The organism is Streptomyces luteolifulvus (assembly GCF_008806595.1).
Classification (GTDB): domain Bacteria; phylum Actinomycetota; class Actinomycetes; order Streptomycetales; family Streptomycetaceae; genus Streptomyces; species Streptomyces luteolifulvus.
The window spans coordinates 252,042-275,222 of record NZ_VZRB01000008.1; the positions used below are offsets into that span (position 1 = coordinate 252,042).

General features: G+C 71.4%; 22 protein-coding genes and 3 pseudogenes. 12 read left to right on the forward strand and 13 right to left on the reverse strand.

Annotated elements, in window-relative coordinates; genetic code table 11:
- Window positions 1-43: 43 nt before the first annotated feature.
- A complete protein-coding gene (locus F7R91_RS15030; protein WP_150948741.1) occupies window positions 44-841 on the reverse strand; it encodes an IclR family transcriptional regulator in 798 nt (265 codons plus the stop codon).
- A 173-nt stretch (window positions 842-1,014) separates the two neighbouring features.
- Here F7R91_RS15030 and F7R91_RS15035 point away from each other — a divergent pair, with 173 nt between their 5' ends.
- From F7R91_RS15035 to F7R91_RS42720, 3 genes and pseudogenes are all read left to right on the forward strand, one after another.
- Entirely contained in the window at window positions 1,015-2,397 is a 1,383-nt protein-coding gene (locus tag F7R91_RS15035) for an L-serine ammonia-lyase (protein ID WP_150948744.1), read from the forward strand.
- Window positions 2,398-2,408: 11 nt separating this feature from the next.
- Entirely contained in the window at window positions 2,409-3,287 is an 879-nt protein-coding gene (gene fdhD / locus F7R91_RS15040) for a formate dehydrogenase accessory sulfurtransferase FdhD (protein WP_150948747.1), read from the forward strand.
- 129 nt (window positions 3,288-3,416) lie between these two features.
- Window positions 3,417-3,743 (forward strand): annotated as a pseudogene (locus F7R91_RS42720) (Ppx/GppA phosphatase family protein); the annotation flags it as partial.
- Window positions 3,744-3,749: 6 nt separating this feature from the next.
- On the opposite strand, the pseudogene F7R91_RS42725 reads toward F7R91_RS42720, so the two are convergent.
- Window positions 3,750-5,405, reverse strand: a pseudogene (locus F7R91_RS42725) (FAD-binding oxidoreductase); the annotation flags it as partial.
- Between the two features lie 176 nt (window positions 5,406-5,581).
- Here F7R91_RS42725 and F7R91_RS15055 point away from each other — a divergent pair.
- The 4 genes from F7R91_RS15055 to F7R91_RS15070 all read left to right on the forward strand — a co-directional run bounded on the left by F7R91_RS15055 (window position 5,582) and on the right by F7R91_RS15070 (window position 9,996).
- Complete coding sequence (locus F7R91_RS15055) at window positions 5,582-6,784, forward strand: cytochrome P450 family protein (protein WP_150948750.1); 1,203 nt, start codon at window positions 5,582-5,584, stop codon at window positions 6,782-6,784.
- 79 nt (window positions 6,785-6,863) lie between these two features.
- Window positions 6,864-7,658 carry a class I SAM-dependent methyltransferase gene (locus F7R91_RS15060; protein ID WP_150948753.1) on the forward strand — a complete coding sequence of 265 codons (795 nt, stop codon included), beginning with the start codon at window positions 6,864-6,866 and terminating at the stop codon, window positions 7,656-7,658.
- A gap of 186 nt (window positions 7,659-7,844) precedes the next feature.
- Window positions 7,845-9,227 carry an MFS transporter gene (locus F7R91_RS15065; RefSeq protein WP_191971492.1) on the forward strand — a complete coding sequence of 461 codons (1,383 nt, stop codon included), beginning with the start codon at window positions 7,845-7,847 and terminating at the stop codon, window positions 9,225-9,227.
- Window positions 9,228-9,306: 79 nt separating this feature from the next.
- Entirely contained in the window at window positions 9,307-9,996 is a 690-nt protein-coding gene (locus tag F7R91_RS15070; protein WP_150948755.1) for a response regulator transcription factor, read from the forward strand.
- 76 nt (window positions 9,997-10,072) lie between these two features.
- Here the strand turns inward: F7R91_RS15070 and F7R91_RS44045 are convergent, their stop codons facing one another.
- On the reverse strand, window positions 10,073-10,657 hold the full coding sequence (locus tag F7R91_RS44045; RefSeq protein WP_331000561.1) for a TAXI family TRAP transporter solute-binding subunit: 585 nt from the start codon (window positions 10,655-10,657) through the stop codon (window positions 10,073-10,075).
- Between the two features lie 41 nt (window positions 10,658-10,698).
- On the opposite strand from F7R91_RS44045, the gene F7R91_RS15080 reads away from it, so the two are divergent.
- Both F7R91_RS15080 and F7R91_RS15085 read left to right on the forward strand, forming a co-directional pair.
- Entirely contained in the window at window positions 10,699-11,955 is a 1,257-nt protein-coding gene (locus tag F7R91_RS15080; RefSeq protein WP_225320656.1) for a cytochrome P450, read from the forward strand.
- Between the two features lie 87 nt (window positions 11,956-12,042).
- The gene (locus tag F7R91_RS15085; protein ID WP_150948761.1) at window positions 12,043-12,984 is read left to right on the forward strand and encodes a hypothetical protein; all 942 of its coding nucleotides are present in this window, start codon (window positions 12,043-12,045) and stop codon (window positions 12,982-12,984) included.
- Here the strand turns inward: F7R91_RS15085 and F7R91_RS15090 are convergent.
- The 4 genes from F7R91_RS15090 to F7R91_RS15105 form a co-directional block, all read right to left on the reverse strand.
- Window positions 12,979-13,446, reverse strand: a complete 468-nt coding sequence (locus F7R91_RS15090) for a hypothetical protein (protein ID WP_225320657.1) — start codon at window positions 13,444-13,446, stop codon at window positions 12,979-12,981. The genes F7R91_RS15085 and F7R91_RS15090 overlap by 6 nt on opposite strands.
- Before the next feature lie 72 nt (window positions 13,447-13,518).
- On the reverse strand, window positions 13,519-13,818 hold the full coding sequence (locus F7R91_RS15095; protein WP_150948850.1) for a hypothetical protein: 300 nt from the start codon (window positions 13,816-13,818) through the stop codon (window positions 13,519-13,521).
- Between the two features lie 27 nt (window positions 13,819-13,845).
- Window positions 13,846-15,372, reverse strand: coding sequence for a flavin-containing monooxygenase (locus tag F7R91_RS15100; RefSeq protein WP_150948763.1), 1,527 nt, complete (start codon window positions 15,370-15,372; stop codon window positions 13,846-13,848).
- A gap of 1 nt (window position 15,373) precedes the next feature.
- Window positions 15,374-16,360 carry a patatin-like phospholipase family protein gene (locus F7R91_RS15105; protein WP_150948766.1) on the reverse strand — a complete coding sequence of 329 codons (987 nt, stop codon included), beginning with the start codon at window positions 16,358-16,360 and terminating at the stop codon, window positions 15,374-15,376.
- A 148-nt stretch (window positions 16,361-16,508) separates the two neighbouring features.
- On the opposite strand from F7R91_RS15105, the gene F7R91_RS15110 reads away from it, so the two are divergent.
- Window positions 16,509-17,099: a TetR/AcrR family transcriptional regulator gene (locus F7R91_RS15110; protein WP_150948769.1), complete on the forward strand. Its 591-nt coding sequence runs from the start codon at window positions 16,509-16,511 to the stop codon at window positions 17,097-17,099.
- Window positions 17,100-17,152: 53 nt separating this feature from the next.
- Here F7R91_RS15110 and F7R91_RS42040 read toward each other — a convergent pair whose 3' ends face one another.
- Window positions 17,153-17,962 carry an SCO2400 family protein gene (locus F7R91_RS42040; RefSeq protein WP_191971493.1) on the reverse strand — a complete coding sequence of 270 codons (810 nt, stop codon included), beginning with the start codon at window positions 17,960-17,962 and terminating at the stop codon, window positions 17,153-17,155.
- Window positions 17,963-18,151: 189 nt separating this feature from the next.
- On the opposite strand from F7R91_RS42040, the gene F7R91_RS15125 reads away from it, so the two are divergent.
- Window positions 18,152-18,595: a hypothetical protein gene (locus tag F7R91_RS15125; RefSeq protein WP_150948853.1), complete on the forward strand. Its 444-nt coding sequence runs from the start codon at window positions 18,152-18,154 to the stop codon at window positions 18,593-18,595.
- A gap of 66 nt (window positions 18,596-18,661) precedes the next feature.
- Here the strand turns inward: F7R91_RS15125 and katG are convergent, their stop codons facing one another.
- The 4 genes from katG to F7R91_RS15145 form a co-directional block, all read right to left on the reverse strand.
- The gene (katG, locus tag F7R91_RS15130; RefSeq protein ID WP_150948777.1) at window positions 18,662-20,884 is read right to left on the reverse strand and encodes a catalase/peroxidase HPI; all 2,223 of its coding nucleotides are present in this window, start codon (window positions 20,882-20,884) and stop codon (window positions 18,662-18,664) included.
- A gap of 49 nt (window positions 20,885-20,933) precedes the next feature.
- Window positions 20,934-21,377 carry a Fur family transcriptional regulator gene (locus F7R91_RS15135; RefSeq protein WP_150948780.1) on the reverse strand — a complete coding sequence of 148 codons (444 nt, stop codon included), beginning with the start codon at window positions 21,375-21,377 and terminating at the stop codon, window positions 20,934-20,936.
- Between the two features lie 184 nt (window positions 21,378-21,561).
- Entirely contained in the window at window positions 21,562-21,972 is a 411-nt protein-coding gene (locus F7R91_RS15140; protein WP_150948783.1) for a VOC family protein, read from the reverse strand.
- 78 nt (window positions 21,973-22,050) lie between these two features.
- Window positions 22,051-22,452, reverse strand: coding sequence for a helix-turn-helix domain-containing protein (locus tag F7R91_RS15145; RefSeq protein WP_191971494.1), 402 nt, complete (start codon window positions 22,450-22,452; stop codon window positions 22,051-22,053).
- A gap of 119 nt (window positions 22,453-22,571) precedes the next feature.
- Here F7R91_RS15145 and F7R91_RS15150 point away from each other — a divergent pair.
- Window positions 22,572-22,790, forward strand: a pseudogene (locus F7R91_RS15150) (formylglycine-generating enzyme family protein); the annotation flags it as partial.
- Between the two features lie 146 nt (window positions 22,791-22,936).
- On the opposite strand, the gene F7R91_RS15155 reads toward F7R91_RS15150, so the two are convergent.
- Window positions 22,937-23,181 (reverse strand): electron transfer flavoprotein subunit alpha/FixB family protein (locus F7R91_RS15155; RefSeq protein ID WP_150948790.1); only part of this gene is annotated, 245 nt, incomplete at its 5' end.

A 23,181-nucleotide genomic window follows, 5' to 3' on the forward strand; every position in this document is an offset into this window, starting at 1 on the left:
CCTCCGGCGGGCCTGTTCCCCCTCCGGCGGGCCGGGGGGAGACTCAGCCCAGGCAGCCCATCCGGTGGCTGATCTCCGCCGCCCCCTTGAGCAGCAGGGGCGCGAGCTCGTGGATGCGCTCCTCGGTGAACCGGTACGCCGGGCCGGAGGCGCTGAGCGCGGCGACGACCTCGCCGTCGCGGGAGCGGATCGGGGCCGCTACGGCATGCAGTCCGATCTCGAATTCCTCCAGCGTCACGGCGTACCCGCGTGCCACCGCCTCGGCGAGATCCTTCTCCAGTCTCGCCCTGGCGGTCAGCGTGTGCGCCGTCAGCTTCCGCATCCCGGACGCCGTGAGCGTCTGGGCGCGCTCCTCCGCCGGCAGGTGGGCCAGCAGGATCTTGCCGCTGGACGTGGCGTGCAGCGGCGTGAGCTGCCCGACCCAGTTGTGGGTGCCCACCGCGCCCGGGCCGCGCACCTGGTAGAGGTTGACCGCGTAGTGCTCCTGCAGGACGGCGATGTTGACGGTCTCGCCGATCTCCTCGGCGAGCCGCTCGCACACCGGCCTGCCCTGCTGGGTGATGTCGAGACGGCCCGTGACCGCGCCCGCCAGGCGTACGATCCCGAAGCCGAGCCGGTACTTGCCGCGTTCGGCCGTCTGCTCGACCAGACCGCGCGCCTCCAGGGCGCCGAGCAGGCGGAACGCGGTCGACTTGTGGACGTCGATCTCGGCGGCGACCTCGCTGACGCCCGCCTCGCCGCGCTGGGCGAGGATCTCCATGACGCTCACGGCACGGTCGACGGACTGCACCCCGTTCACCGCGGGACCTGCCGTTTCGCCATCTGCCGTGTGGTTGCTCATGGCGCAACCATAGCGGACCGAGGTGTCGCCCGGGAGGTACGCCGGGCTCGGAACTGTTGCATATTGCACAACACTGTGCGCCATTCTTGACAACCGGGAGCGGCGGCTGAAGCATGTTGCGCATAGCGAATTGTGTTGTGCAATTCGAGATATCGCATCCCGTGGAGCATGGTGTGGCAATCAGCGTCTTCGACCTGTTCTCCATCGGCATCGGCCCGTCCAGCTCGCACACCGTGGGCCCGATGCGGGCCGCCAGGACGTTCGCCGTCCGGCTGAAGAACGACGGCCTGCTCGCCCAGACCACCGCGGTACGGGCGGAGCTCTTCGGCTCCCTCGGTGCCACCGGGCACGGCCACGGCACCCCCAAGGCCGTGCTGCTCGGCCTGGAGGGCAACGAACCGCACACCGTCGACGTCGGCCGGGCCGAGCTGGACGTCGAGCGGATCCGCGGCACCGGGCGCATCCGCCTCCTCGGCACCGAGATCGGCCCCGCCCACGAGATCGGCTTCGACGCCTCGACCCAGCTGGTCCTGCACCGCCGGCGCTCGCTGCCGTACCACGCCAACGGCATGACGCTCTTCGCGTACGACGCCGACGGACTGCCGCTGCTGGAGAAGACGTACTACTCGGTCGGCGGCGGCTTCGTGGTCGACGAGGACGCCGTCGGCGCCGACCGGATCAAGCTCGACGACACCGTGCTGCCCCACCCGTTCCGCACCGGTGACGAACTGCTCCGCCTGGCCCGCGAGACCGGCCTGTCGATCTCCGCGCTGCTGCTGGAGAACGAGAAGGCCTGGCGCACGGAGCAGGAGATCCGCGCGGGCCTGCTGGAGATCTGGCATGTCATGGAAGCCTGCGTGGGCCGAGGCCTGTCCCGTGAGGGCATCCTCCCCGGCGGCCTCGAGGTCCGCCGGCGCGCCGCGGCGGCCGCCCGGCAACTGCGCAGCGAGGGCGACCCGGTGGGACGCGCCATGGAGTGGGTGACCCTCTACGCGATGGCCGTGAACGAGGAGAACGCCGCGGGCGGCCGGGTGGTCACCGCGCCGACCAACGGCGCCGCGGGCATCATCCCCGCCGTTCTGCACTACTACCTCACCTTCGTGCCGGGCGCCGACGAGGAGGGCATCGTCCGCTTTCTGCTGGCCGCGGGCGCCATCGGCATGCTCTTCAAGGAGAACGCCTCCATCTCCGGCGCCGAGGTCGGCTGCCAGGGCGAGGTCGGCTCGGCCTGCTCCATGGCCGCCGGCGGTCTCGCCGAGGTCCTGGGCGGCAGCCCGGAGCAGGTGGAGAACGCCGCCGAGATCGGCATGGAGCACAACCTCGGCCTGACCTGCGACCCGGTCGGAGGCCTGGTGCAGATCCCCTGCATCGAGCGCAACGGCATGGCCGCGGTCAAGGCGGTGACCGCCGCGCGGATGGCGCTGCGCGGCGACGGACGCCACCACGTCTCCCTCGACAAGGTCATCAAGACGATGAAGGAGACGGGCGCCGACATGAAGGTCAAGTACAAGGAGACCGCCCGTGGCGGCCTCGCCGTCAATGTCATCGAGTGCTGACGCCTCACACCATGGGACGGGTCACCGAGCGACGGCGCGTGCTGCGCATCCGGGACGGCGCCGCGAGCAGCCGTCCGGACACGCTGGTTGCGGAGGAGCCGCTGGAGATCCGGCTGGGCGGCAGGCCGCTGGCGATCACCATGCGCACGCCCGGTGACGACTTCGCGCTGGCCGCCGGGTTCCTGCTGAGCGAGGGGGTGGTGCGCCGGGCCGAGGACGTGGCGAGCATCGTGTACTGCGCGGGCGCCACGGGTGGGGACCCCTCCCACCCGAGCGGAGTCGGGAGCGGGGGAGGTTCGAACACGTACAACGTCGTCGACGTGCGGCTCGCCCCCGGCGTGCCGGTGCCCGACATCACGCTCGCGCGGAACGTGTACACGAGCTCCTCCTGCGGGCTGTGCGGCAAGGCCAGTCTGGAGGCCGTACGGACCACCGCCGGCCGGCCGATCTCCGACACACCTCCGCTCCGTGTCGCTCCCGAGCTGCTGGCCGCCCTGCCCGACCGGATGCGGGCCGCGCAACCGGTGTTCGACCGGACCGGGGGCCTGCATGCCGCCGGGCTGTTCTCACCCGAGGGCGACCTGCGGTACCTGCGGGAGGACGTGGGCCGGCACAACGCCGTCGACAAGGTCATCGGCCGCGCGCTCCGGGCCGGTGAACTGCCGCTGTCCCGAGGCATTCTGCTGGTGTCCGGCCGGGCGTCGTTCGAGCTGGCGCAGAAGGCGGTCATGGCGGGCATCCCGATGCTGGCGGCGGTCTCGGCACCGTCCTCCCTCGCGGTGGACCTGGCGACGGAGACAGGGCTCACGCTCGTCGGCTTCCTGCGCGGCGGGTCCATGAACGTGTACGCGGGCGAGCAGCGCATCGATCTTCAGGCCGGCACGAGGTGAGCGGGCCCATGACCCACCTCGGCGCGTTGCGGCCCCGTCTCCGGCACGCTCGCCGGCCTACCCCGACCGCGGGCGGCTGGGCAGGACAACCGCCGGGTTGTGCACGGTCGGGCGGGGTACCCGGAGTCGGTGCGGATCAGTGTGGTGGACGCGGGATCGAACACGGTCAGGCTGGCAGTCGCGGACACCAGCGACGGCGTGCCGCTGCCCGTGCACACGGTCAAGTGGAAACTGCGGCTGTCCGAGCGGGTTCAGCCCGACGGCGTGATCGGTGAGGATGCGCTGCATCGGCTGGTGCAGGCCGTGGCCGCGGCGAGGGACACGGCACACACCTGGGACGCGGAAGGGCCGATGGCGTTCGCGACCGCCGTCGTGCGCCACGCTCCCAACCGGCGGCAGGTGCTGAGCACCGTACGGGCGGAAACCGGTATCCGGATGTGCACCCTCTCCGGAGAGACGTTGGTCGTCGTCCGGATAGCCGAAGCGGGTGTCGTGGGCGGCCGGGCGCCAGGAGGAGCCGAGGCGCAGCTCTCCGTCGACGGGGTTGGGGTCGACGACCTTGCCCGGGTTCATCCGGTTGCCCGGGTCGAACAGGCCCTTCAGCTCGCCGAAGGCGGTCACCAGCCGTTCGCCGAACATCTGGGTGAGCAGTTCTCCCCGGGCCTGGCCGTCGCCGTGCTCGCCGGACAGCGAGCCGCCGTAGGAGACGACAAGGCCGGCGGCACGCTCCACGAAGCCGCGGAAGTCCGCCACCCCCTCGGACGTGGTCATCCCGAACGGAATCCGGGTGTGCACGCATCCCTGCCCGAAGTGGCCGTACAGCGAAGGCTCGTTGTAGTCGAACTCCTTGAACAGCCGCTTCAGATCGCGGAGATAGTCCCCGAGGCGCGCTGGCGGCACGGCGGAGTCCTCCCACCCTTCCCAGGTCTCCCGCTCGTCCGGCGGACGCGCGGTCACCCCCAGCCCCGCCTCCCGGGCCCGCAGCATCTCCTGCTCACGCTCGGGATCGTCGGAGAAGGCGACCGAAGCGTCCCGTTCGGCGCGGCCGATCGCCGTCAACAGGGCGTGCGCCTGCTCGTCCACGTCCTCCTTGCTGTCTCCGGCGAACTGCACGAGCAGCCAGCTGTCGCTGTCGGGCAGGGCGTCGAGCGAGTCGAGGTAGGCGTGTTCCTCCCGCATCAACTGGGCCATCCGCCCGTCCAGGGCCTCCAGTTGGGCGGGAGAGCAGTGCTCCAGCAGCCGGGGTACGTCGTCGGCGGCGCGGCAGATGTCGTCGTATCCGAGGACCAGCAGCGACTGGTACGGCGGCACCGGGACGAGATCGAGCTCGGCCCGCAGCACGGTCACCAGGGTGCCCTCGCTGCCGACCAGGGCCCGGGCGACGTCGAAGCCGTTCTCCGGCAGCAGGGAGTCGAGGTTGTAGCCGGAGACGCGGCGCGGGATCCGCGGGTAGCCGCGCCGGATGTCGGCCAGGTACTCGGTGACGATCCGGTCCAGGCCGTCGTAGATCTCGGCCCGGCGGCCGCCCTCGGCGCTGATCCGCGCCCGCTCGGCCCGGGAGGTGGGCCCCACCCACATGCGCAGACCGTCGTAGGTGAGCACCTCCAGCCGGCGCACATGGTCCACCGTCTTGCCGTACGCCTGCGCGGACGCCCCGCACGAGTTGTTGCCGATCATGCCGCCCAGCGCGCAGTGGCTGTGGGTCGACGGCTTCGGGCCGAACTGGAGACGGTGATCCGCGAGCCGCCGGTCGAGTTCGTCCAGGACGATGCCCGGCTCCACCACACAGGTACGAGCCCCGGGGTCGACGGCGACCAGCGCGTGGCAGTACTTGCTCCAGTCGATCACCACGGCCGCGTTCGTCGTCTGACCGGCCAGACTCGTGCCCCCGCCCCGCGACAGCACAGGGGCGTCGAAGCGGGCGCACACGTCCACCGCCCGGGCACCGGCCTCGACGGTGCGGGGTACGACCACGCCGAGGGGGACCTGCCGGTAGTTGGATCCGTCCGTGGAGTAGGCGCCCCGGCTGCCGGGATCGAAGCGGACCTCGGCATCCGTCTCGGTGCGCAGGGCCGTGGCCAGGTCACCGAGGGGTACTCCGCGGACGCGTGTGCTCATGATCGTCCTCCGGGCTGGTGCGGACGTCCGTCCCGTACGGGCCGTCGGGTACCCCGCATCACGCGGGCAATGACACCGCGCCCGCCTCGGACGGCTGCCCGCCGAGCAGCCGGCCGGTAGCGCACCTGCGTGTGGGCGTCGGAAGTGGACCGCCCCGTCTGTCTAGGGTGGAGGCCATGTCCACCACAACACCCGGTCCTACGCCCCTCGTTGATCCCGCAGAGCTGATCGCGGACCCGTACTCGGTGTACGCGCGGCTTCGCGAGGCCGGGCCCGTCCACCGCATCAGCGGAACGGACGGGCTTCCGGCCTGGCTGGTCACGCGGTACGACGACGTACGCCAGGCCCTCGCCGACCCCCGGCTCTGCCTGGACAAGCGCAACGCGAAGCCCGGCGGCTATCGCGGACTCGCGCTGCCGCCGGCGCTGGACGCGAACCTGCTGAACATGGACCCGCCCGACCACACCCGCATCCGGCGCCTGGTGTCGCGTGCGTTCACCCCACGCCGTGTCGCCCAACTGCGCGAGCCCATCCGGAAGACCGCGGACCACCTGCTCGACGCCATCGCACCGCTCGGCCGTGCCGACCTGATCGCCTCGTACGCCGCGCCGCTGCCGATCACCGTGATCTGCGACCTGCTGGGCGTGGCTCCGTCCGACCGGCACGACTTCCGGTCCTGGACCGACGCGCTGGTGGCCCCGGACCCCGAGCAGCCGGAGAGGACGAAGGAAACCGTCCGTGCCATGCTGGGGTTCTTCGCCCAGCTCATCGCCGACAAGCGGGCAGCCCCCGCCGACGATCTGCTCTCCGCGATGATCGCCGTACGCGACGACGAGGACCGGCTGAGCGAGGACGAGCTCACCTCCCTGGCCTTCCTGATCCTGTTCGCGGGATACGAGAACACCGTCCATCTCATCGGCAACGCCACCCTGGCCCTGCTCAGCCACCCCGGCCAACTGGCCGCACTCCGCGCCGATCCCGGCCGGCTGGGCGGCGCGGTGGAGGAGCTGGCCCGCTACGACGGTCCGGCGCCGCTGGCCATCCGCCGCTTCCCCACCGAGGACATCACTATCGGCGGGGTCCGCATTCCGGCCGGTGAGACCGTCCTGCTGTGCCTGGCCGCCGCCCATCGGGACCCGCACCGTTTCACCGAACCCGACCGGCTCGACATCGGCCGCGACGCCACCGGGCATCTCGCGCTCGGTCACGGCATCCACTACTGCCTCGGCGCGCCGCTGGCCCGGATGGAGACCGAGATCGCGCTCGCCGCTCTCCTCGACCGCTTTCCGCGGCTGGCCCTCGACGTCCCGCCGAGTGAGCTGAGTTGGCGGCCGGCCATGCGCGCCCGCGGTCTGCTCGCGCTACCGGTGGTCTACTGATCCGAACACGTGGCGCAGCCGCAATCCGCGGAGCGGGTTGCGTAGGTTCAGTTGCGCAACTCGTGAGAGGGAGACCGAAGTGGCCGATTATTCACTGGCCCTCAGTGACTCGGAGATCGAGCGCTACCGGCTCATGGCGGCTGCCGCCGAGCACAGGGAACGCGATCTGTGGACGACCGCCGGAGCGGTGCCCGGCGCGCGGATCGCCGACGTGGGATGCGGACCCGGCGCGATCGCGGTGCGGCTCGCGGGCAAGGCCGCCCCGGACGGTGCCGTATGGGCGATCGACCGGGACGCCGACGCGCTGGCCGTCGCCTCGGAGCTCGCCGCACGGGCCGGCGTACCGGTGCACACCGCCATCGGATCCGCCGATGCCACCGGGCTGGCCGCCGGCACCTTCGACCTGGTGATGCTCAGGCATGTCCTGGCCCACAACGGCGGCCGGGAGCAGACGATCGTCGACCACCTGGCCACGCTGGCCAGGCCCGGCGGCGGCACGGTGTTCCTCGCCGACATCGACGCGAGTTCCTTCCGTCTGCGGGGAGCCCCGCCCGAGTTCGACGAGTTGGACGAGCGGTACCGCGAAATGCACCGGCGCCGGGGCAACGACCTGACCGTAGGCACCCGCCTCGACGAACTGCTGACCGCGGCCGGCCTGGAGATCGTCGCCTTCGAGGGCCACATCAACGTCATCACGCCCCCGCCCGGCATGCGCGGTCCGGCCTGGGCCGCCCGGGACACCCTGCTCGCCGAGGGCCTTGCCACACCGGACGACCTCGCCCGCTGGGACGACGCCTTCAAGCGGACCGAGCACGCCGCGAGCGGGCTGCGCTTCTTCGCCGCCCACTTCGTCGCCATCGGCCGCCGCGCCTGACGCCGCCGTCGCCCCCGACCCCACCCGCCTGCCGGCCCGGCTGGTCCTGGCCTCTTTCTTAGCGGGACGTTAGATCTCGGCGACGGATCTTGTACGGGTTCGGGGGCCGCCCGCATGCTCATGCGCACCCCCGTATCGGGGCATCTCCCCGTTCCCCGCCAGGGACGACTTCCCACTGGAGCCGCCATGTCATCCGCTGCCGTCCTGCCCGGAACACCCCCGGAAGACCTGCGTGCGAAACGCCGCCTCGCCCTGGTCGGCGGGTCCCTGGGCAACCTCGTCGAGTGGTACGACTGGTTCGTCTACGCGAGCTTCGCGATCTACTTCGCCGACTCGTTCTTCCCCGGCGACAACCCGACCACCCAGCTGATGAACACCGCCGGAATCTTCGCGGTCGGCTTTCTGATGCGCCCGGTCGGCGGCTGGGTGCTCGGCCGCGCCGCGGACCGGCACGGACGCAAGAGCGCGCTCACCCTCACCGTCACCATGATGTCGGTGGCCGCCCTGCTGATCGCCCTCGCGCCCACCTACGACCGGGCCGGCTACCTCGGCGCCGTGGTGCTGCTGCTGGCGCGACTGCTGCAGGGCATGAGCATCGGCGGCGAGTACGCCGCCAGTGCCACGTATCTGACCGAGGCATCCGCCCGCAACCGGCGCGGCCTCGGCTCCTCCTTCCAGTACGTGTCGATGACCTGTGGCCAGATCCTCGGCCTGGGCATCCTCATCACGATGCAGCACACGCTGACCACCGCCCAGTTGGAGAGCTGGGGCTGGCGTATCCCGTTCGTGCTGGGCGCGCTGTTCGCGCTGGTGGTGTTCTGGCTGCGGCGTCGGCTGACGGAGACCGACGCCTTCACCGAGGAGACCGGCGAGGGCGGCCGTGAGGCCGACTCGCGCGGCACGACGAAGGCGCTGTGGCAGCACCGCCGCCAGGCGGGCCTGGTCATGGCGCTCACCCTCGGCGGCACGGTGGCCTACTACACGTACACGACCTACCTCACCAAGTACCTGATCGGCAGCGCGGGCATGGCCAAGACCACGGCCACCCTGGTGAGTTTCACCGCGCTGACCGTCTTCGCCGTGCTCCAGCCCTTCGCCGGGATGCTGTCCGACCGGATCGGCCGCCGTCCCCTGCTGATCACGTTCGCGGTCGGCTGCACCGTCGGCACGTATCCGATCATGACCGCACTGGGCTCGGCGTCCTCCTACTGGTCCGCGCTCGGACTCTCCCTGCTCGCCCTGGTGATCATCACCGGCTACACCTCGATCAACGCGGCCGTGAAGGCGGAACTCTTCCCCACCCGCGTGCGCGCCCTCGGGGTGGCCGTGCCGTACGCGATCGCCAACGCCCTCTTCGGGGGTACGGCGGAATACGTGGCGCTGTGGTTCAAGAACAGCGGTCACGAGACCATGTTCTTCTGGTACGTGTCCGGGTGCGCGATGATCTCCCTGGTCACGTACGTCCTCATGCCCGACACCCGCAATGCCGCCCTCAGCCGCGCCGAGGCCGAGGCGGCCGCCGGCCGTGACCCGTCCACGGCGGCCGCTCCTGTCGAAGCCCTCCGCTGAACCGCTGTGAGACGCCGATGACCCGGGCGAGCCGCTTTCCGTAAGCTGCTCCCCAGGTCACAGCGGCACAAGGACACCCATGCACGCGCTTCTCGTCGAGGACGACGACCGTATGTCCCTGGCCCTCGGTACCGCCCTCGCCCAGCGCGGGCACACCGTGCGCAGAGTCGGCCGGGCCATGGACGCCCTGCGGTACGTCCGCGAGGCGCAGTTCGTGCTGCTCGACCTCGGTCTGCCGGACCTCGACGGACTCGAACTGCTGCGGCGCCTGCGGACCGTCTGTGACGCGCCGCTGATCGTGGTCACCGCCCGCTGCGAGGAGCGCGACATCGTGCAGGGGCTGCGGGCCGGTGCCGACGACTACGTGGTCAAGCCGTTCCGCATGAACGAGCTCATGGCCCGCATCGACACCGTGCGCCGCCGGACCGGGGCGCCGTCGTCGCACGCGCACGGCGAAGGGCCTCCCGTGCGCGCCGGCGACGTGGAGATCGACATCGCGGGCCGCGCGGTCAGGGTCGACGGCACCGATGTACGGCTCACCCGGCGCGAGTTCGACGTCCTCGCCTTCCTGGCCGCCCGCCCCGACCAGGTGCACTCCCGCGAGGAGATCCTGGACCGGATCTGGGGCGACGCCTTCCTCGCCGCCTCCCGCTCCCTGGACGTCCATGTGGCCGGCATCCGCGCCAAGACCGGCCGGGCCGACCTGGTCCGTACCGTCCGCGGCTTCGGCTATCAACTGGGCTCCCCGCGGCCGGGCAGCGAGCGATGAGACGCAGACTGCTCGCCGTCCTCATGGTGCTCATGGGCGCCGCGACGCTGCTGCTCTCCCTGCCGCTGGCCGGCTCCTACGCCGACGGACGCAGCGAACACCTGCTGCTCCAGCGGCGCTCCGAGGCGGTACGGTTCGCCGATCTCGCCGACCGGATGCGCACCGACGCCCCCGCGGCCACCGGCCGCCCGGCGAGATCGTCCAGCGAGCGCACCGGCCCGTCCGCCCGTACGACCAGGTGCGTGTAGTTGACGTACCCCCGGGCGAGCGCCGTCGCCGCGGCCCGGCGGGCGAACGGCTCCCGCCCCAGCACCGCGTCCTGCGCCGCGTCCGCCATGGTCAGCGCCAGCTCCACCGAACCGCCCGCCAGCTTGCGCAGATTGTCCACACTGGCCGGAGCTATCTCCAGCCGGCGCCCGCTCCCCGCGACCTCCGTCGCCAGGGCCTTGCCGAAGGCGTTGTACGGCCCTCCCTCCGGCCCGTCGCGAACCGCAGCCGCCGTACAGGCTCCGCGTCCTGCCCGCAGGCAGCCAGTACCGGCGCCGCGGCCACCCCGACGGAGGCCTTCAGCAGTCGTCGACGGCTCACCGAAGCGCTGGTCACCGGCGAAGAGTAGCCGCCACGGTGTCCGGTGCCGATCGTCCCGTGATCCCGCGCACAGACCGGCGAGGCATGGTCATCCGCGTGTTAGCGTCCAGAGCCGTGACTTCCCCGGCTCTGCACGCACCCGCACCTGACCTGCTGAATCTCTTCGGCGACGGGTTCGTGCGCGACCCCCACCCCTGGCTCGACGCGCTCCGTTCGGACTCTCCCGTGCACCACGATCCGAACACCGGGCTCTGGCTGGTGAGCCGTCACCGGGATGTGCGCCGGGTGCTCCTCGATCCGGACGTGTTCCGCCCGGACAACGCCCAGAACGCCGTGACGCCGCTGCCCATCGCCGTGCTGCGGGTGCTCGCCAGGGCCGGCTTCAGCCTCGCGCCCGCGCTCGCCAACAACGGCACCGCCAGCCACCCGGGGCTGCGCCGCGTGGTCACCCGGTTCTTCAACGCCGAGCGGGTGGCCGCGGCCGTCCCGGTCATCGAGCGCGTCGCCGCGCAACTGCTCGACGCGGCGCGGCAGGAGATCGACGCCGTCGGCAGCTGCGATCTCTTCTCCTCCTTCGGCCAGGTCCTCCCGTGCAGGGTGCTGATGGAACTGCTGGGCATCCGGGGAGTCGAGCCGGCCACCCTCATCCGCTGGAGCGACGCCGCACTGGAGCTGTTCTGGGGCGCGCCGCATCTGGAGCGGCAACTCGAACTCGCCCGGCTGGTGGGAGAGTTCAACCAGTGGCTGACCGAGACCGTGCATGGCACCACGGCCGCACCGGGTTCCTTCATCGCAGCGCTCGCCGGTCACCGGCTGCCCGACGGCGAGCCGCTCGACCCGGCGACCGCGGTCGGCGCCTGCTTCTTCGTCTTCGTGGCCGGACAGTCCACGACCGGGCAGCTCATCTCCACGGTGCTGCGGCGGGCGCTCACCGAGCCCGGCCTGTGGCCGCGTCCGGCGCACGAGCCGGGCCTGGCCGAGGGCTGGGTGGAGGAGGTGCTGCGAAGGGAGCCGTCGGTGACCTCCTGGCGGCGGATCACCGCGCAACCGGTGGAACTCGGGGGAGTGCAGTTGCCTGCGGGCGCCCAGTTGCTGCTGATGCTCATGGGCAGTGGATCCGACCCCGAGGTCTTTCCCTCCCCGGAGCGGATGTGCCCGCACCGGGAGAACATCCGCCACCACCTGTCCTTCGGCGTCGGCCGCCACCGCTGCCCGGGCGCGTCCCTGGCTCGCACGGAGGCGGCCATCGCACTGCGCACGGCCGCCCTGCGCCTGCCGGATGCACGCCTTGCGCCCAGCCTGGAGGAACCACCGATGCTCGGACTGCTGTCCTTCCGGGCACCGTTGAGTGTGGTGGTCGAGCGGGCCTGAGGGGCGCGGAGACCTGTGATACGGCCGTGACCCGGAACTATGGCCTCCACCACAGGCGGCAGGGCTGGATCCTGATGGGCTGGACCGATGCGCAGAGCAGCCGCCCTCTTACTGGTCCTCACCTCGGCGCTCGCCCTCGCGGCGTGTGACCGGCAGGCCGGCCCCGCATCGCCGGGCGACCGCGGCCGTCTGCCGCTGGCCGAGTACGACATGCCCGAGGACGACGTCCGTGTCGTCGGCACGGCCCGGTGGACGCTGGCCAAGGAGTGCATGGTCCGCCTAGGGTTCGACCGTCTGCGGGACCTCGACATCGACCCCTTGCCCGGCTGGCCCCGGCGCCCCGCCGGCACGGGCGTGGTGTCGCTCGTCGTCTACGCCTCCGACGACTTCCGCTACGGCGTCCAGGACCCCGAGCAGGCCGCGCGGTACGGCTATCAGGCGGCGCGGGTCGACTACGAGCGCCACTACCGGGAGAAGAAGTGGACCCTTCCCGAATATCTCGCGCTCACCGGCGAGTTCGTCGGGGACGATCCGAAGAGCGTCCACGGCCACCTCGTCCCGAAGCGCGGCTGTCTCGGTGAGGCGGACCGGGCGATCCACGGGACCGTTCCCCAGGACCGGAAGGATCCTGTCCTGGACCTGGGGGCCGAGAGCCTTGAGCAGGGCAAGCGGGATCGCGCCTGGAAGAAGGCGGACAGGGCGTGGTCGGCCTGCATGCGGAGAGCCGGCCACCGGTACGCCACGCCCACGGACGCCGCGAGCGACCCCGACCGTGATCGCGAGGAGCTCGAAGAAAACCTGACGGATCCGGAGTACGACCTCAACCAGCCGTCCGCCGCCGAGAAGAAGACCGCGACCGCCGACGCCCGCTGCAAGCGGCGGACCGGCTATGTCCGCACCGTGCACGCCGTCGACGTACGCATCCAGAACAAGCTCATCGCCTCGAACCGGGCGAAGCTGGAGGACCAGCGCCGCTGGAACCGCGACGCGGCCCGCCGAGCCCGCGACATCCTCGCAGACCGGTCATGATCCCGGGACCGGGCCGGATCCGGTCTGCCGCAGGGCGTCACGCAGGCGTCGCAGATCGTCCGCGGGCCGCCCCAGTCCGTTGATCTGGAGGCGGGCCGCCTCGGTACTCGCGCCCGGGTGCAGGGAGAAGGCCAGGTCCAGCGACTGGCGCACCATCCACTGGTCGTAGGCCAGCAGCCGGCCGGCGTACGCCTGGGCCTCCACCAGGTCGGCTTCGGTGAGCGGCAGGCCCCCGAGCCGTGCCTGGAGCCGGTGGAAGGTCGAGCCAGCGCGTCCGCACCGCTCGGCGGCCTGCCCGGACACCTTGCCCGGAGCGCCGCAGGCCGCCACCGCCTCGTCGGCGAACCGCAGGGCGGTCACCGCCTCGTCCAGCACCGCGAGCAGCGCCCGCACCTGATCCGTGCGGGGGAGACCGACGGGAAGGGAGTGACAGCGACGTCGGCGCGCGAATGGTACGGCCATGACTCCTCCGGGCAGCATGGCTTGACCGGGCCCTGTGCCCTTCCAGTGTGCGCCTGACGCGCCGCGCCCCGGTCAGGCCCGGTGGCCCGGCCCCATGATCTCGTCCAGCGGGGTGGTCGCGTCGTCCGCTTCGTCCCTTCGGTGGTTCCTGCGGCGATGGTGGGTCGCCCCCCTCACCGCCGTGGCCAGGCCGAGGCAGAAGATGAGCGCGAGGGCCAGGCCGGAGCTGAACACGGCGAGCGTGTTCATGGTCGCGATGTCGTTGTCGAGCAGCGACACCGTGTACTCGGGGCCGCCGGACAGGTTGCCGGCGATCAGCAGGCCGGTGAAGGCGCCGGTGGCCGCGAGGAGGAGCAGTCCGATGAACAGCATCCCCGTCACCTCCTCCAGGATGGGGTCCTAACCGTCCGTATACCCGCGATCCCGTACGGCAGACGACGTGGACGTATAGGCCTCGGGGTCGAACCGGGCCAGACGCCGGCGCATCCGTCCCGTCGACCAGGGCCAGCTGAAGCTGTTGAGGCCGTTGCTGTCGAGGTAGTAACTGGAGCATCCGCCCGCGTTGTAGACGGTGGACGGCAGCGCCTGCTGGACCTCCGCGTTGAACGCGGCCTGGACTTCGGGGCGTACGTCCAGGCTGGTCCAGCCGGCCTTCCGGAAGTGGCGTACCGCACCCGCCACGTACTCCAGTTGTGCTTCGAGGACCATGAACGCCGACGAGTGCCCCGTGCCGAGGTGCGGTCCGAGCAGGACGAACGCATTGGGGAAGCCACTGACCGCGGTTCCCAGGTAGGCGTCCGGACTGCCCTTCCAGTGGTCGTCGAGGCTCGCCCCGCTGGCGTCGAACACACGGCGGGCGATGGGCATGTCGAGAATGTGGAAGCCGGTGCCCAGGATGATGGTGTCCGCCTCCGCGGCGCTGCCGTCCGCGCCGACGACCCGGCTGCCCTCCACGGCCCTGACCGCGGTGGCGTGGACGGCGACGTTGGGCCGGGTCAGCGCGGGGTAGTACGAGTTCGACATCAGCAGACGCTTGCAGCCCAGCGTGTAGTCGGGGGTCAGCGCCCGGCGGAGCCCGGGGTCCTTCACCGTGGCCCTGAGATGGAGCGTGCCCACCTTCTGGACCGCGCGCAGCAGGGAGGGGTGACGGAAGCCGACTCCGAGCGCTTCCATCGCCGCGTATTCCGCGGTGCGCAGGGCGCGTTGGGCTCCCGGGGCGCGCCGCATGAGCCATCGTTCGGCGCGCGGCACGGAGTGGTCGGGCTTGGGCAGCACCCACTGGGCGGTGCGCTGGAACAGATGCAGCCGGGCGACCTGCGGCTGGATGGCGGGCACGAACTGCACGGCCGACGCACCGCTGCCGACCACGGCGACCCGCGCGCCCGTCAGGTCGTGGTCGTGGCGCCAGCGTGAGGAATGGAAGACCTCACCGGGGAACTCGGCCAGTCCCGGGATGTCGGGGACCAGCGGATCGTGCCAGGGGCCCGCCGCCGCGATCAGGATGCGGGCCGTGTAGCGGTCGCGGTTGGTCTCGATGTGCCAGCGGGCGTCCTCGGGGTGCCATTGCGCACGGACGGCTTCGGTGCCGAAGCGGATGAGCGATGTGATCCCGTGGGCGGCCGCGGTCCGGTGGAGGTAGGCGCGGATCTCGGGCTGGCCGGCGAAGGCGCGCGTCCACTCGGGGTTCGGCGCGAACGAGTAGGAGTACAGGGCGGAGGGCACGTCGCAGGCGCAGCCCGGATAGGTGTTGTCCCGCCAGGTGCCGCCCAGTTCGTCCGCCTTCTCGATGAGGACGACATCGTCCACACCGGCCTCGCGCAGCTTGACGGCCGCTCCGATGCCGGAGAGTCCGCTGCCGATGATCAGCACCTCGGCGTCGTGCGTCTCCCGCGTGGCGGTGACCGTCGGACCATCGGTGCGCGTCATGTCAGGCTCCTGTCCGGGGCTCGGGCCTGCGGCGCCCGGCGGGCTCCCGCAGGAGGTCGCGCATGAGGGCACGCGTGGTGCGCAGGGACGTCTCCAGGACCGTCAGCCGGCGGCGGGGGTTCATGAAGTTGCCGCCCATCACGCGCAGATCCTCGGCGGTGGGCTCGATGCGGACGACGCGGGTGCCCGCCGCGCGCAGTGCCGCACATTCGGCATCCAGGGTGCGGGTCATGATGCGGCGCAGCACCGCCTCGGCCCGGCCGAGTCCCCGGCGCCGGCCCGGCGAGAGCGAGCTCATGGGCGCGAGGACGTACACCTCGTCGAGCCGGCGAGGCACGAGCACATCGGCCGAGGTCGGGGAGCTGATGCCGCCGTCCGTATAGCGCCGTCCGGCGATGCGTACCGGCGGGAACCAGCCGGGGACAGCCCAGGAGGCGCGCAGCGCGTCACGCAACGCGGCCCGGGGAGCGCCGGGTTGTCCGAAGACCGTACGGCGGCCCGTGTCGAAGTCGGTCGCCACCAGCCAGGTCGCCGGATGCCGAACCCACTGCCCGTCAGGTGCCAGCAGGTCGGCGAGGACCACCAGCCGGCCGGCATCGCCCCGTCCCCGCGGCAGGAGGCCGGACAGCCCGGTCAGCGCGGGTGCGGAGCCGCCCAGCGCCCGCAGGGCGAGCCGCGGTGATCCCAGAAGGGCCGCGGGGCGGGGCGGGATTCCCCGGGGCGGCGCCTCGAAGTGACTCAGCAGTTCCGGCCGGGCGTTGCCGTGGGCGAGCTGAGCTGCGAGCAGTTCGTCCACGCCGATGCCGCTGCCCAGCATGGCCGCCACCTCCGCCCCGGCCGAGGTGCCCACCAGGACCTCGGCGCCGCGAGGGTCCCAGCGCAGCGCCTGCCACAGGGAGTGAAGGGCGCCGATCGTCCAGGCGGCACCGAGGGTTCCGCCGCAGCCCAGCACCAGTCCGCGGGACGGGGCTGTCGTCGTGCCGGTCATGGTCACTGAACTCTCCGCCCATTCGAGATACCGACGAGATCGGGATACTAGCGGTATCTGAAGGCCCTGAACAGTCCACGCCGGAGTTAGGATCCGAGAGCTCATGAGCTTCGCCGGAAGCCGCGCACGGACGGAAGAGGAACGAGACATGGCCCGCCTCAGCCGCGTCGAGAGTCAGGAACGCACGCGCGAGCGGCTCGTCGCCACCGCGCGGGAGCTGTTCCTGCGCAAGGGCTACGCCGCCACCTCGCTCAGTGACGTGGCGGAGACGGCCGGCTACTCCAAGGGCGCGGTGTACTCGAACTTCCGCAACAAGGACCGCCTCTGCCTCGCCGTCCTCGACGACATCCGCGCCGAACAGCTGGCCCTGCTCACGGATGCCGTCATGCGGGCCGACCGGATCGACGAACGCCTCGCGGCCTTCGCCTCCTGGGGTGAGACCCACATCGGCGAGGAGGCCTGGACCACGCTGGAGGTCGAGTTCCTGACGAGGGCCCGCCATGACGACGAGCTGCGGCGCGAGGTCACCGCGCGCGTCGAAGCCGTCCGCGATGCGCTGGCTCAGCTCCTCGAAGCGCTGGCCAAGGAACTGGGCGCGGGTCTCGCCCTGCCGGCCGACAAGGCCGCCATGGCCCTGCTGAGCCTGGGCATCGGCCTCGGCATCCAGCGGGTCGCGGACCCGGCCGTTCCCACCGCGGTGCTCACCGACACCCTGCGCCTCATCCTGGGCACGCAGTAAGGCAGTTGCCTCAACTCGGTGGGCGGAACCTGTTCAGCAGCAGGTACGGCAACTCAGCCGAGGCACAGCACGAGCAGGCAGACCTCGGACGGCGACGCCGAGGCCGGTGCGGGGCTCGCCGGGGACTGTCCCGTGTCCGTGCCGCTGGTGGCGGTCGGCGCGGGCGTCGCCGCCGTACCGGTGCCGTCCGAGGCCGCCTCGCCGGAGGCCGGTGAGGCGGCCGGCTGCTGAGCGGCCGACCCAGCGGTCGTACGGGACGGGACCGCGGCGTCCGGCCGAGCGCTCGACGGCGCCGTCATGAGCGGTGCGGCGTCCTGCCGGCGCGGTCGGTCGGGCGCGGTCGCCTTCACGGAGGGCGTGGGGGAGGATGCTCCGCTGCCGGGACGCGCCGAGGTCGGGCGCGTATGCCGCTCCGGCTGTTCCTCCTCGGCGCCCGAACCTGTGCCCGCGGCCTCCGGTGCCGTGGCGGCCTGGGCGCGGTCGCCGCCCTGCCGGTCCATCGCGGACACGGTCAGGCCGCCACCGACGAGTGCGACCGCGGTCGCGACCACGGCCCGGCGCTGGTTCTTCCTCAGGCGGGCCTGCCGGCGACGGCGTGCCGCCCGTCCGTGCGGCGCGGGCGGAAGGTCCGGGAGATCGTCGGCGGGATCGGTCTCCTGGGCCGAGGGGGATGCCTCCCCTGAAGCCATGTCCGAGGCGGACACCTCCCAGGAAACCGCCGGGCCCGTCGTCGCCATGGTGACCGGCGCCGGTGCGACGCGGCCGTCGGCGGCGGCCGGAGCGATGTCCGGGGCCCAGGCACCGCATCCGGGGCACACCAGAGCGCCATTGAGGTGCCGGCGGCACGAGGAGCAGTAGTCCATGCGGTCTTCCTGACGTGGGAGCGAGCGGCTGCCACGCTAACGAGGCTTTCTCAAGACTGTGTGCAGTCCGTGTGAGGCTCGTGCGGGGGGTTCTTCGCCAGGTCTGAACACTCCCCGCCGTCCGCCCGTATCCCGGGTCGTAGTCGTCACGACAGGGAGAGGTACGTGTCCCAGCCCACCGCCCGTCTGATGCGCGGCGTCGCGCTCGCCGGAAGTCTCGCCCTGATTCCGCTGGTCTCGGCCTGCGGCGGCGGTGAGGACGGTGCGCCGGCGAACGGCAAGCCCGTGAAGGTGTCCAACGCCCCGGCGGCCGGTGTCGTGGCCCCGGCGAAGATCGAGGTGATCGCCGGCCTGGCCGGCTGCAAGGCCGAGATCCGGGTGGAGGCGGACGAGTTGCGCGAGGGTTTGTGCCACACCGAGAAGGCGGACTACGTCATCACCACCTTCCCCCACGAGAAGTTCAAGCAGAGCTGGCTGGATGCCGCCAGCATGTACGGGGGCACGTATCTGGTCGGCACGCGCTGGGTGGTCAGCGCCAAGCCGGAGATGCTGGGCCAGTTGCGGGCCAGGCTCGGCGGGACCGTCCAGCAACTGCGCGGCTCGGGACCGACACCGGCGCCGAGCGGGTCGTAGAGACACAAGTGCGTCCAGGCCCGCCCCCACGGGCCGGCCTGGACGCACTTCCGGATCAGGCCGGGATCAGGCCAGGTCGAACCGGTCCAGGTTCGACACCTTGACCCACGCGGCGACGAAGTCGTGCACGAACTTCTCCTTCGCGTCGTCGCTCGCGTAGACCTCAGCGAGCGCACGCAGTTCGGAGTTCGAGCCGAAGACGAGGTCGGCGCGCGTGCCGGTCCACTTCACCTCGCCGGTGGCGTCGTCGCGGCCCTCGAACGTGGTCTGGTCCTCCGAGACGGCCTTCCACGTCGTACCCAGGTCGAGCAGGTTGACGAAGAAGTCGTTGGTCAGCGTGCCCGGCTTGTCGGTGAGGACGCCGTGCGAGGTCTGCTGGTGGTTGGCGCCCAGGACGCGCAGACCACCGACGAGGACGGTCAGCTCGGGCGCGCTCAGACCCAGCAGGTTCGCCCTGTCGAGCAGCAGGTACTCGGCCGGCAGGCGGTTGCCCTTGCCGAGGTAGTTGCGGAAGCCGTCGGCGGTGGGCTCCAGCGCGGCGAAGGACTCCGCGTCGGTGTGCTCGTCCGTCGCGTCGACGCGGCCCGGGGCGAAGGGCACCTCCACGTCGTAGCCGGCGTCCTTGGCGGCCTTCTCCACACCGGCGGCACCGCCGAGCACGATCAGGTCGGCCAGGGAGACCTTCTTGGCGCCGGAGTTGAAGTCCGACTGGATGCCCTCCAGGACCCGCAGCACCTGCGCCAGCCGGTCGGGTTCGTTGACCTCCCAGCCGGCCTGCGGCTGCAGGCGGACACGGGCGCCGTTGGCGCCACCGCGCTTGTCGCTGGTGCGGAAGGTCGAGGCCGACGCCCACGCGGTGGAGACGAGCTGGGACACCGTCAGACCCGAGGCGAGCAGCTCGGCCTTGAGCGCCGCGACATCGGCGGCGTCGATCGGCTCGCCCTCGGCCTCCGGCAGCGGGTCCTGCCACAGCAGGGTCTGTGCCGGGACGTCGGAGCCGAGGTACAGCGACTTCGGGCCCATGTCACGGTGGGTCAGCTTGTACCAGGCGCGCGCGAAGGCGTCCGCGAAGTCCTCGGGGTTCTCGTAGAAGCGGCGCGAGATCGGCCCGTAGATCGGGTCGAACCGGAGCGAGAGGTCCGTCGTCAGCATCCGCGGGGCGTGGCTCTTCGACGGGTCGTGGGCGTCCGGGATGGTGCCCGCGCCGGTGCCGTCCTTGGCGACCCACTGGTGGGCGCCGGCCGGGCTCTGCTCCAGCTCGTACTCGTACTCGAAGAGGTTCTTGAAGAAGCCATTGCTCCACTGCGTGGGCGTGCTGGTCCAGGTGACCTCCAGGCCACTGGTGATCGCGTCGCCGCCCTTGCCGCTGCCGTACGTGCTCGCCCAGCCGAAGCCCTGCGCCTCGATCGGGGCGGCCTCGGGGTCGGCGCCGACGTGGTCCGCCGGGCCCGCGCCGTGGGTCTTGCCGAAGGTGTGGCCACCGGCGATGAGGGCCACGGTCTCCTCGTCGTTCATCGCCATGCGGCGGAACGTCTCACGGATGTCGCGGGCCGCGGCGATCGGGTCCGGGTTGCCGTTCGGGCCCTCGGGGTTGACGTAGATGAGGCCCATCTGGACGGCGCCGAGCGGGTTCTCCAGCTCGCGGTCGCCGGAGTAGCGCTGGTCGTCGAGCCAGGTGGTCTCGGGACCCCAGTAGACGTCCTCCTCCGACTCCCACACGTCCGCGCGGCCGCCGCCGAAACCGAAGGTCTTGAAGCCCATGGACTCCAGGGCGACATTGCCGGCGAGGACCATCAGGTCGGCCCAGGACAGGCTCTTGCCGTACTTCTTCTTGACCGGCCACAGCAGACGGCGGGCCTTGTCGAGGTTGCCGTTGTCCGGCCAGCTGTTGAGCGGGGCGAAGCGCTGCTGGCCGGCGCCGGCGCCGCCGCGGCCGTCGCTGATGCGGTAGGTGCCCGCGCTGTGCCAGGCCATGCGGATCATGAACGGGCCGTAGTTGCCGAAGTCGGCCGGCCACCAGTCCTTCGAGTCCGTCAGCACCTCGGCGATGTCACGCTTCACGGCCGGGAGGTCGAGGCTCTGGAACGCCTCGGCGTAGTCGAACTCCTCGCCGAGCGGGTTCGCCACGGCGGGGTTCTTGGCAAGGATCTTCAGGTTCAGCCGCTCCGGCCACCACTGGCGGTTGCCGCCGCCCTGGGTCGGGTGCGCGGCGCGTCCGTGCGCCACCGGGCAGCCGCCCGCCTCCTCCGGCTTCGGGTCGGTGACGATGGCGTCGTGGTTCTCAGGCATGGAAGTCCTTTCGAACTGGGGGGATCACGGTGCTGAAGACTGGGTGGATCTACGGGGCTGATGTGCGGCCGGTGGAACAGTCGGGGCACAGGCCCCAGTAGATGACCTCCGCCTCGTCGACCGCGAAACCGCGGTCGTCGGACGCGGTCAGACAGGGCGCATGGCCGACCGCGCAGTCGACGTCGGCGACGGAACCGCATGACCGGCACACGAGGTGGTGGTGGTTGTCCCCGACGCGGCCCTCGAACCGGGCCGGGCTGCCGGGCGGTTCGATACGGCGCACGAGTCCTGCCGTGGTGAGGGCGTGCAGGGCCTCGTACACGGCTTGGACGGAGATATGGCCCACGCGGTCACGCACTCCGGCGGCGATGGCCTCGACGCCGAGATGGTCGCCGGCCCGGACGGTTTCGAGCAGCGCGACACGGGCGGCCGTCACCCGCAGGCCGGCACCGCGCAGCTCCTCGGCGATGGTCGGAGGCGGGGATGCGGTCATGCAGCCGAACCTACCCTCATAAACACGAATGATTCAAGAGAACGAATGAACCAAGTTTTTATGTGTCCTGTTTGAGTGGTCTTTGCCCCGGTACGGCGCTCCTGTTATAGCGCCAGAAACAAGGCGGCGCCCCTGCGGATCACCGCAGAGGCGCCAGGTGGAGAGGGCGATCGGTCGTCGCGTGTCAGGCCTTCGGCTGGGTGAACCGGATGCTGTTGCCGAAGGGGTCGCGCAAGCCGCAGTCGATTCCGTACGGGCGTTCGGTGGGTTCCTCGGTGAACTCGACGCCCCGGCCCAGCAGGGCCTCGTACGTCTTGCGGCAGTCGTCCGTGCTGAAGATCAGATGGCCGCCCGTCGCGCCCTTGGTCAGCAGCTCGCGGACCTGCTGCGCCGTCTCCTCGGACAGCGCGGGAGGTCCGGGCTTCTCCAGCAGGATCTGCCGCTCCGGGTGACCGGGGACGTTGACGGTCAGCCAGCGCATGAAGCCCAGGTCGGCGTCGGTGTGGACCTCCAGGCCGAGCTTGCCGACGTAGAAGTCGAGGGCTTCGTCCTGGTCGAGGACGTAAATCTGGGAGTGCGTGATCGCGGTGAACATGTGTCTCACGCTACCGAGCGGGCCGCGCGAAAACTTGTCCAAAACTGCTCCGTCCACGGACACCGGCAGCGCGGCCTGTCAGGAGCGCGGCCGCATCCACGCCATCGCGAAACACGTCGGCACACCCGCGGCCTCGGTCCGCTCGGCCTCCTTGCGGTACGTCCTCGGCGACCGGCCGACGATGTCGCGGAACGTGCGGCTGAAGGTCGCGGGGCTGCCGAAGCCGACCTCGAAGCAGATGTCCGTCACACTGCGGTCGGTCTCCCGCAGCAGGGACATCGCACGCTCGACCCGGCGGCGCTGCAGATAGCGGTGCGGTGTCTCGCCGAACGTGGCCCGGAAGGTGCGTGTGAAGTGCGCCGGGGAGACATGGGCGATCCGGGCCAGGTCCGCGACGTCCAGCGGCTGCGCATAGGCGCGGTCCATCGCGTCCCGGGCCCGCAGCATGCGGCGGTTGGTCTCTTCTGCGGCACGGCTCACCGGGCCATCACACCATGCGGGCGGCCGGCGTGACGCGGGTGCGTCAGCCCGTCCCCGTGACGGTTGCGGGCGGGCCGCTGCTCGCCGCGCGCAGATGCGCAGAGTGAGATCATCCGTGCATGGATGCGCATGCCGAGCTCACGATGATCGCCGTCCTGCCGGGCCGGGTCACGCTGTCGGACCGGCGGACACAGCGCAGCTGGGACGTCGAGCTCGCGCCCTGCACACTGGCCGCGCACCCGGTCACCCAGGAGCTGTACGCGCAGGTCACCGGTCGCCGCCCGAGCACCGCCCAGGGAGAGCGGCTGCCCGTGGAGGGCGTCTCGTGGTGGGACGCCTCGGTACGACGCCGCAGTCACCCCACCTTCCGGGTGGACGACGTGGGGTTCCGCGTCGCGCGTCGGCTCCCTCCTCGCTGACTTGGTGAGGCAGAGGCCCCGTGACCGTTGGTGCGGTCACGGGGCCTGGGACTGCGGTGGGGTGGTCAGCCCTTGCGGGTGTTGATCTCCTGGGTGAGCTGGGGGACGACGTCGAAGAGGTCGCCGACGATGCCGTAGTCGACCAGGTCGAAGATCGGGGCCTCGGGGTCCTTGTTGATGGCCACGATGGTCTTGGAGGTCTGCATGCCGGCCCGGTGCTGGATCGCGCCGGAGATGCCGGAGGCGATGTACAGCTGCGGGGAGACGGACTTGCCGGTCTGGCCGACCTGGTTGGTGTGCGGGTACCAGC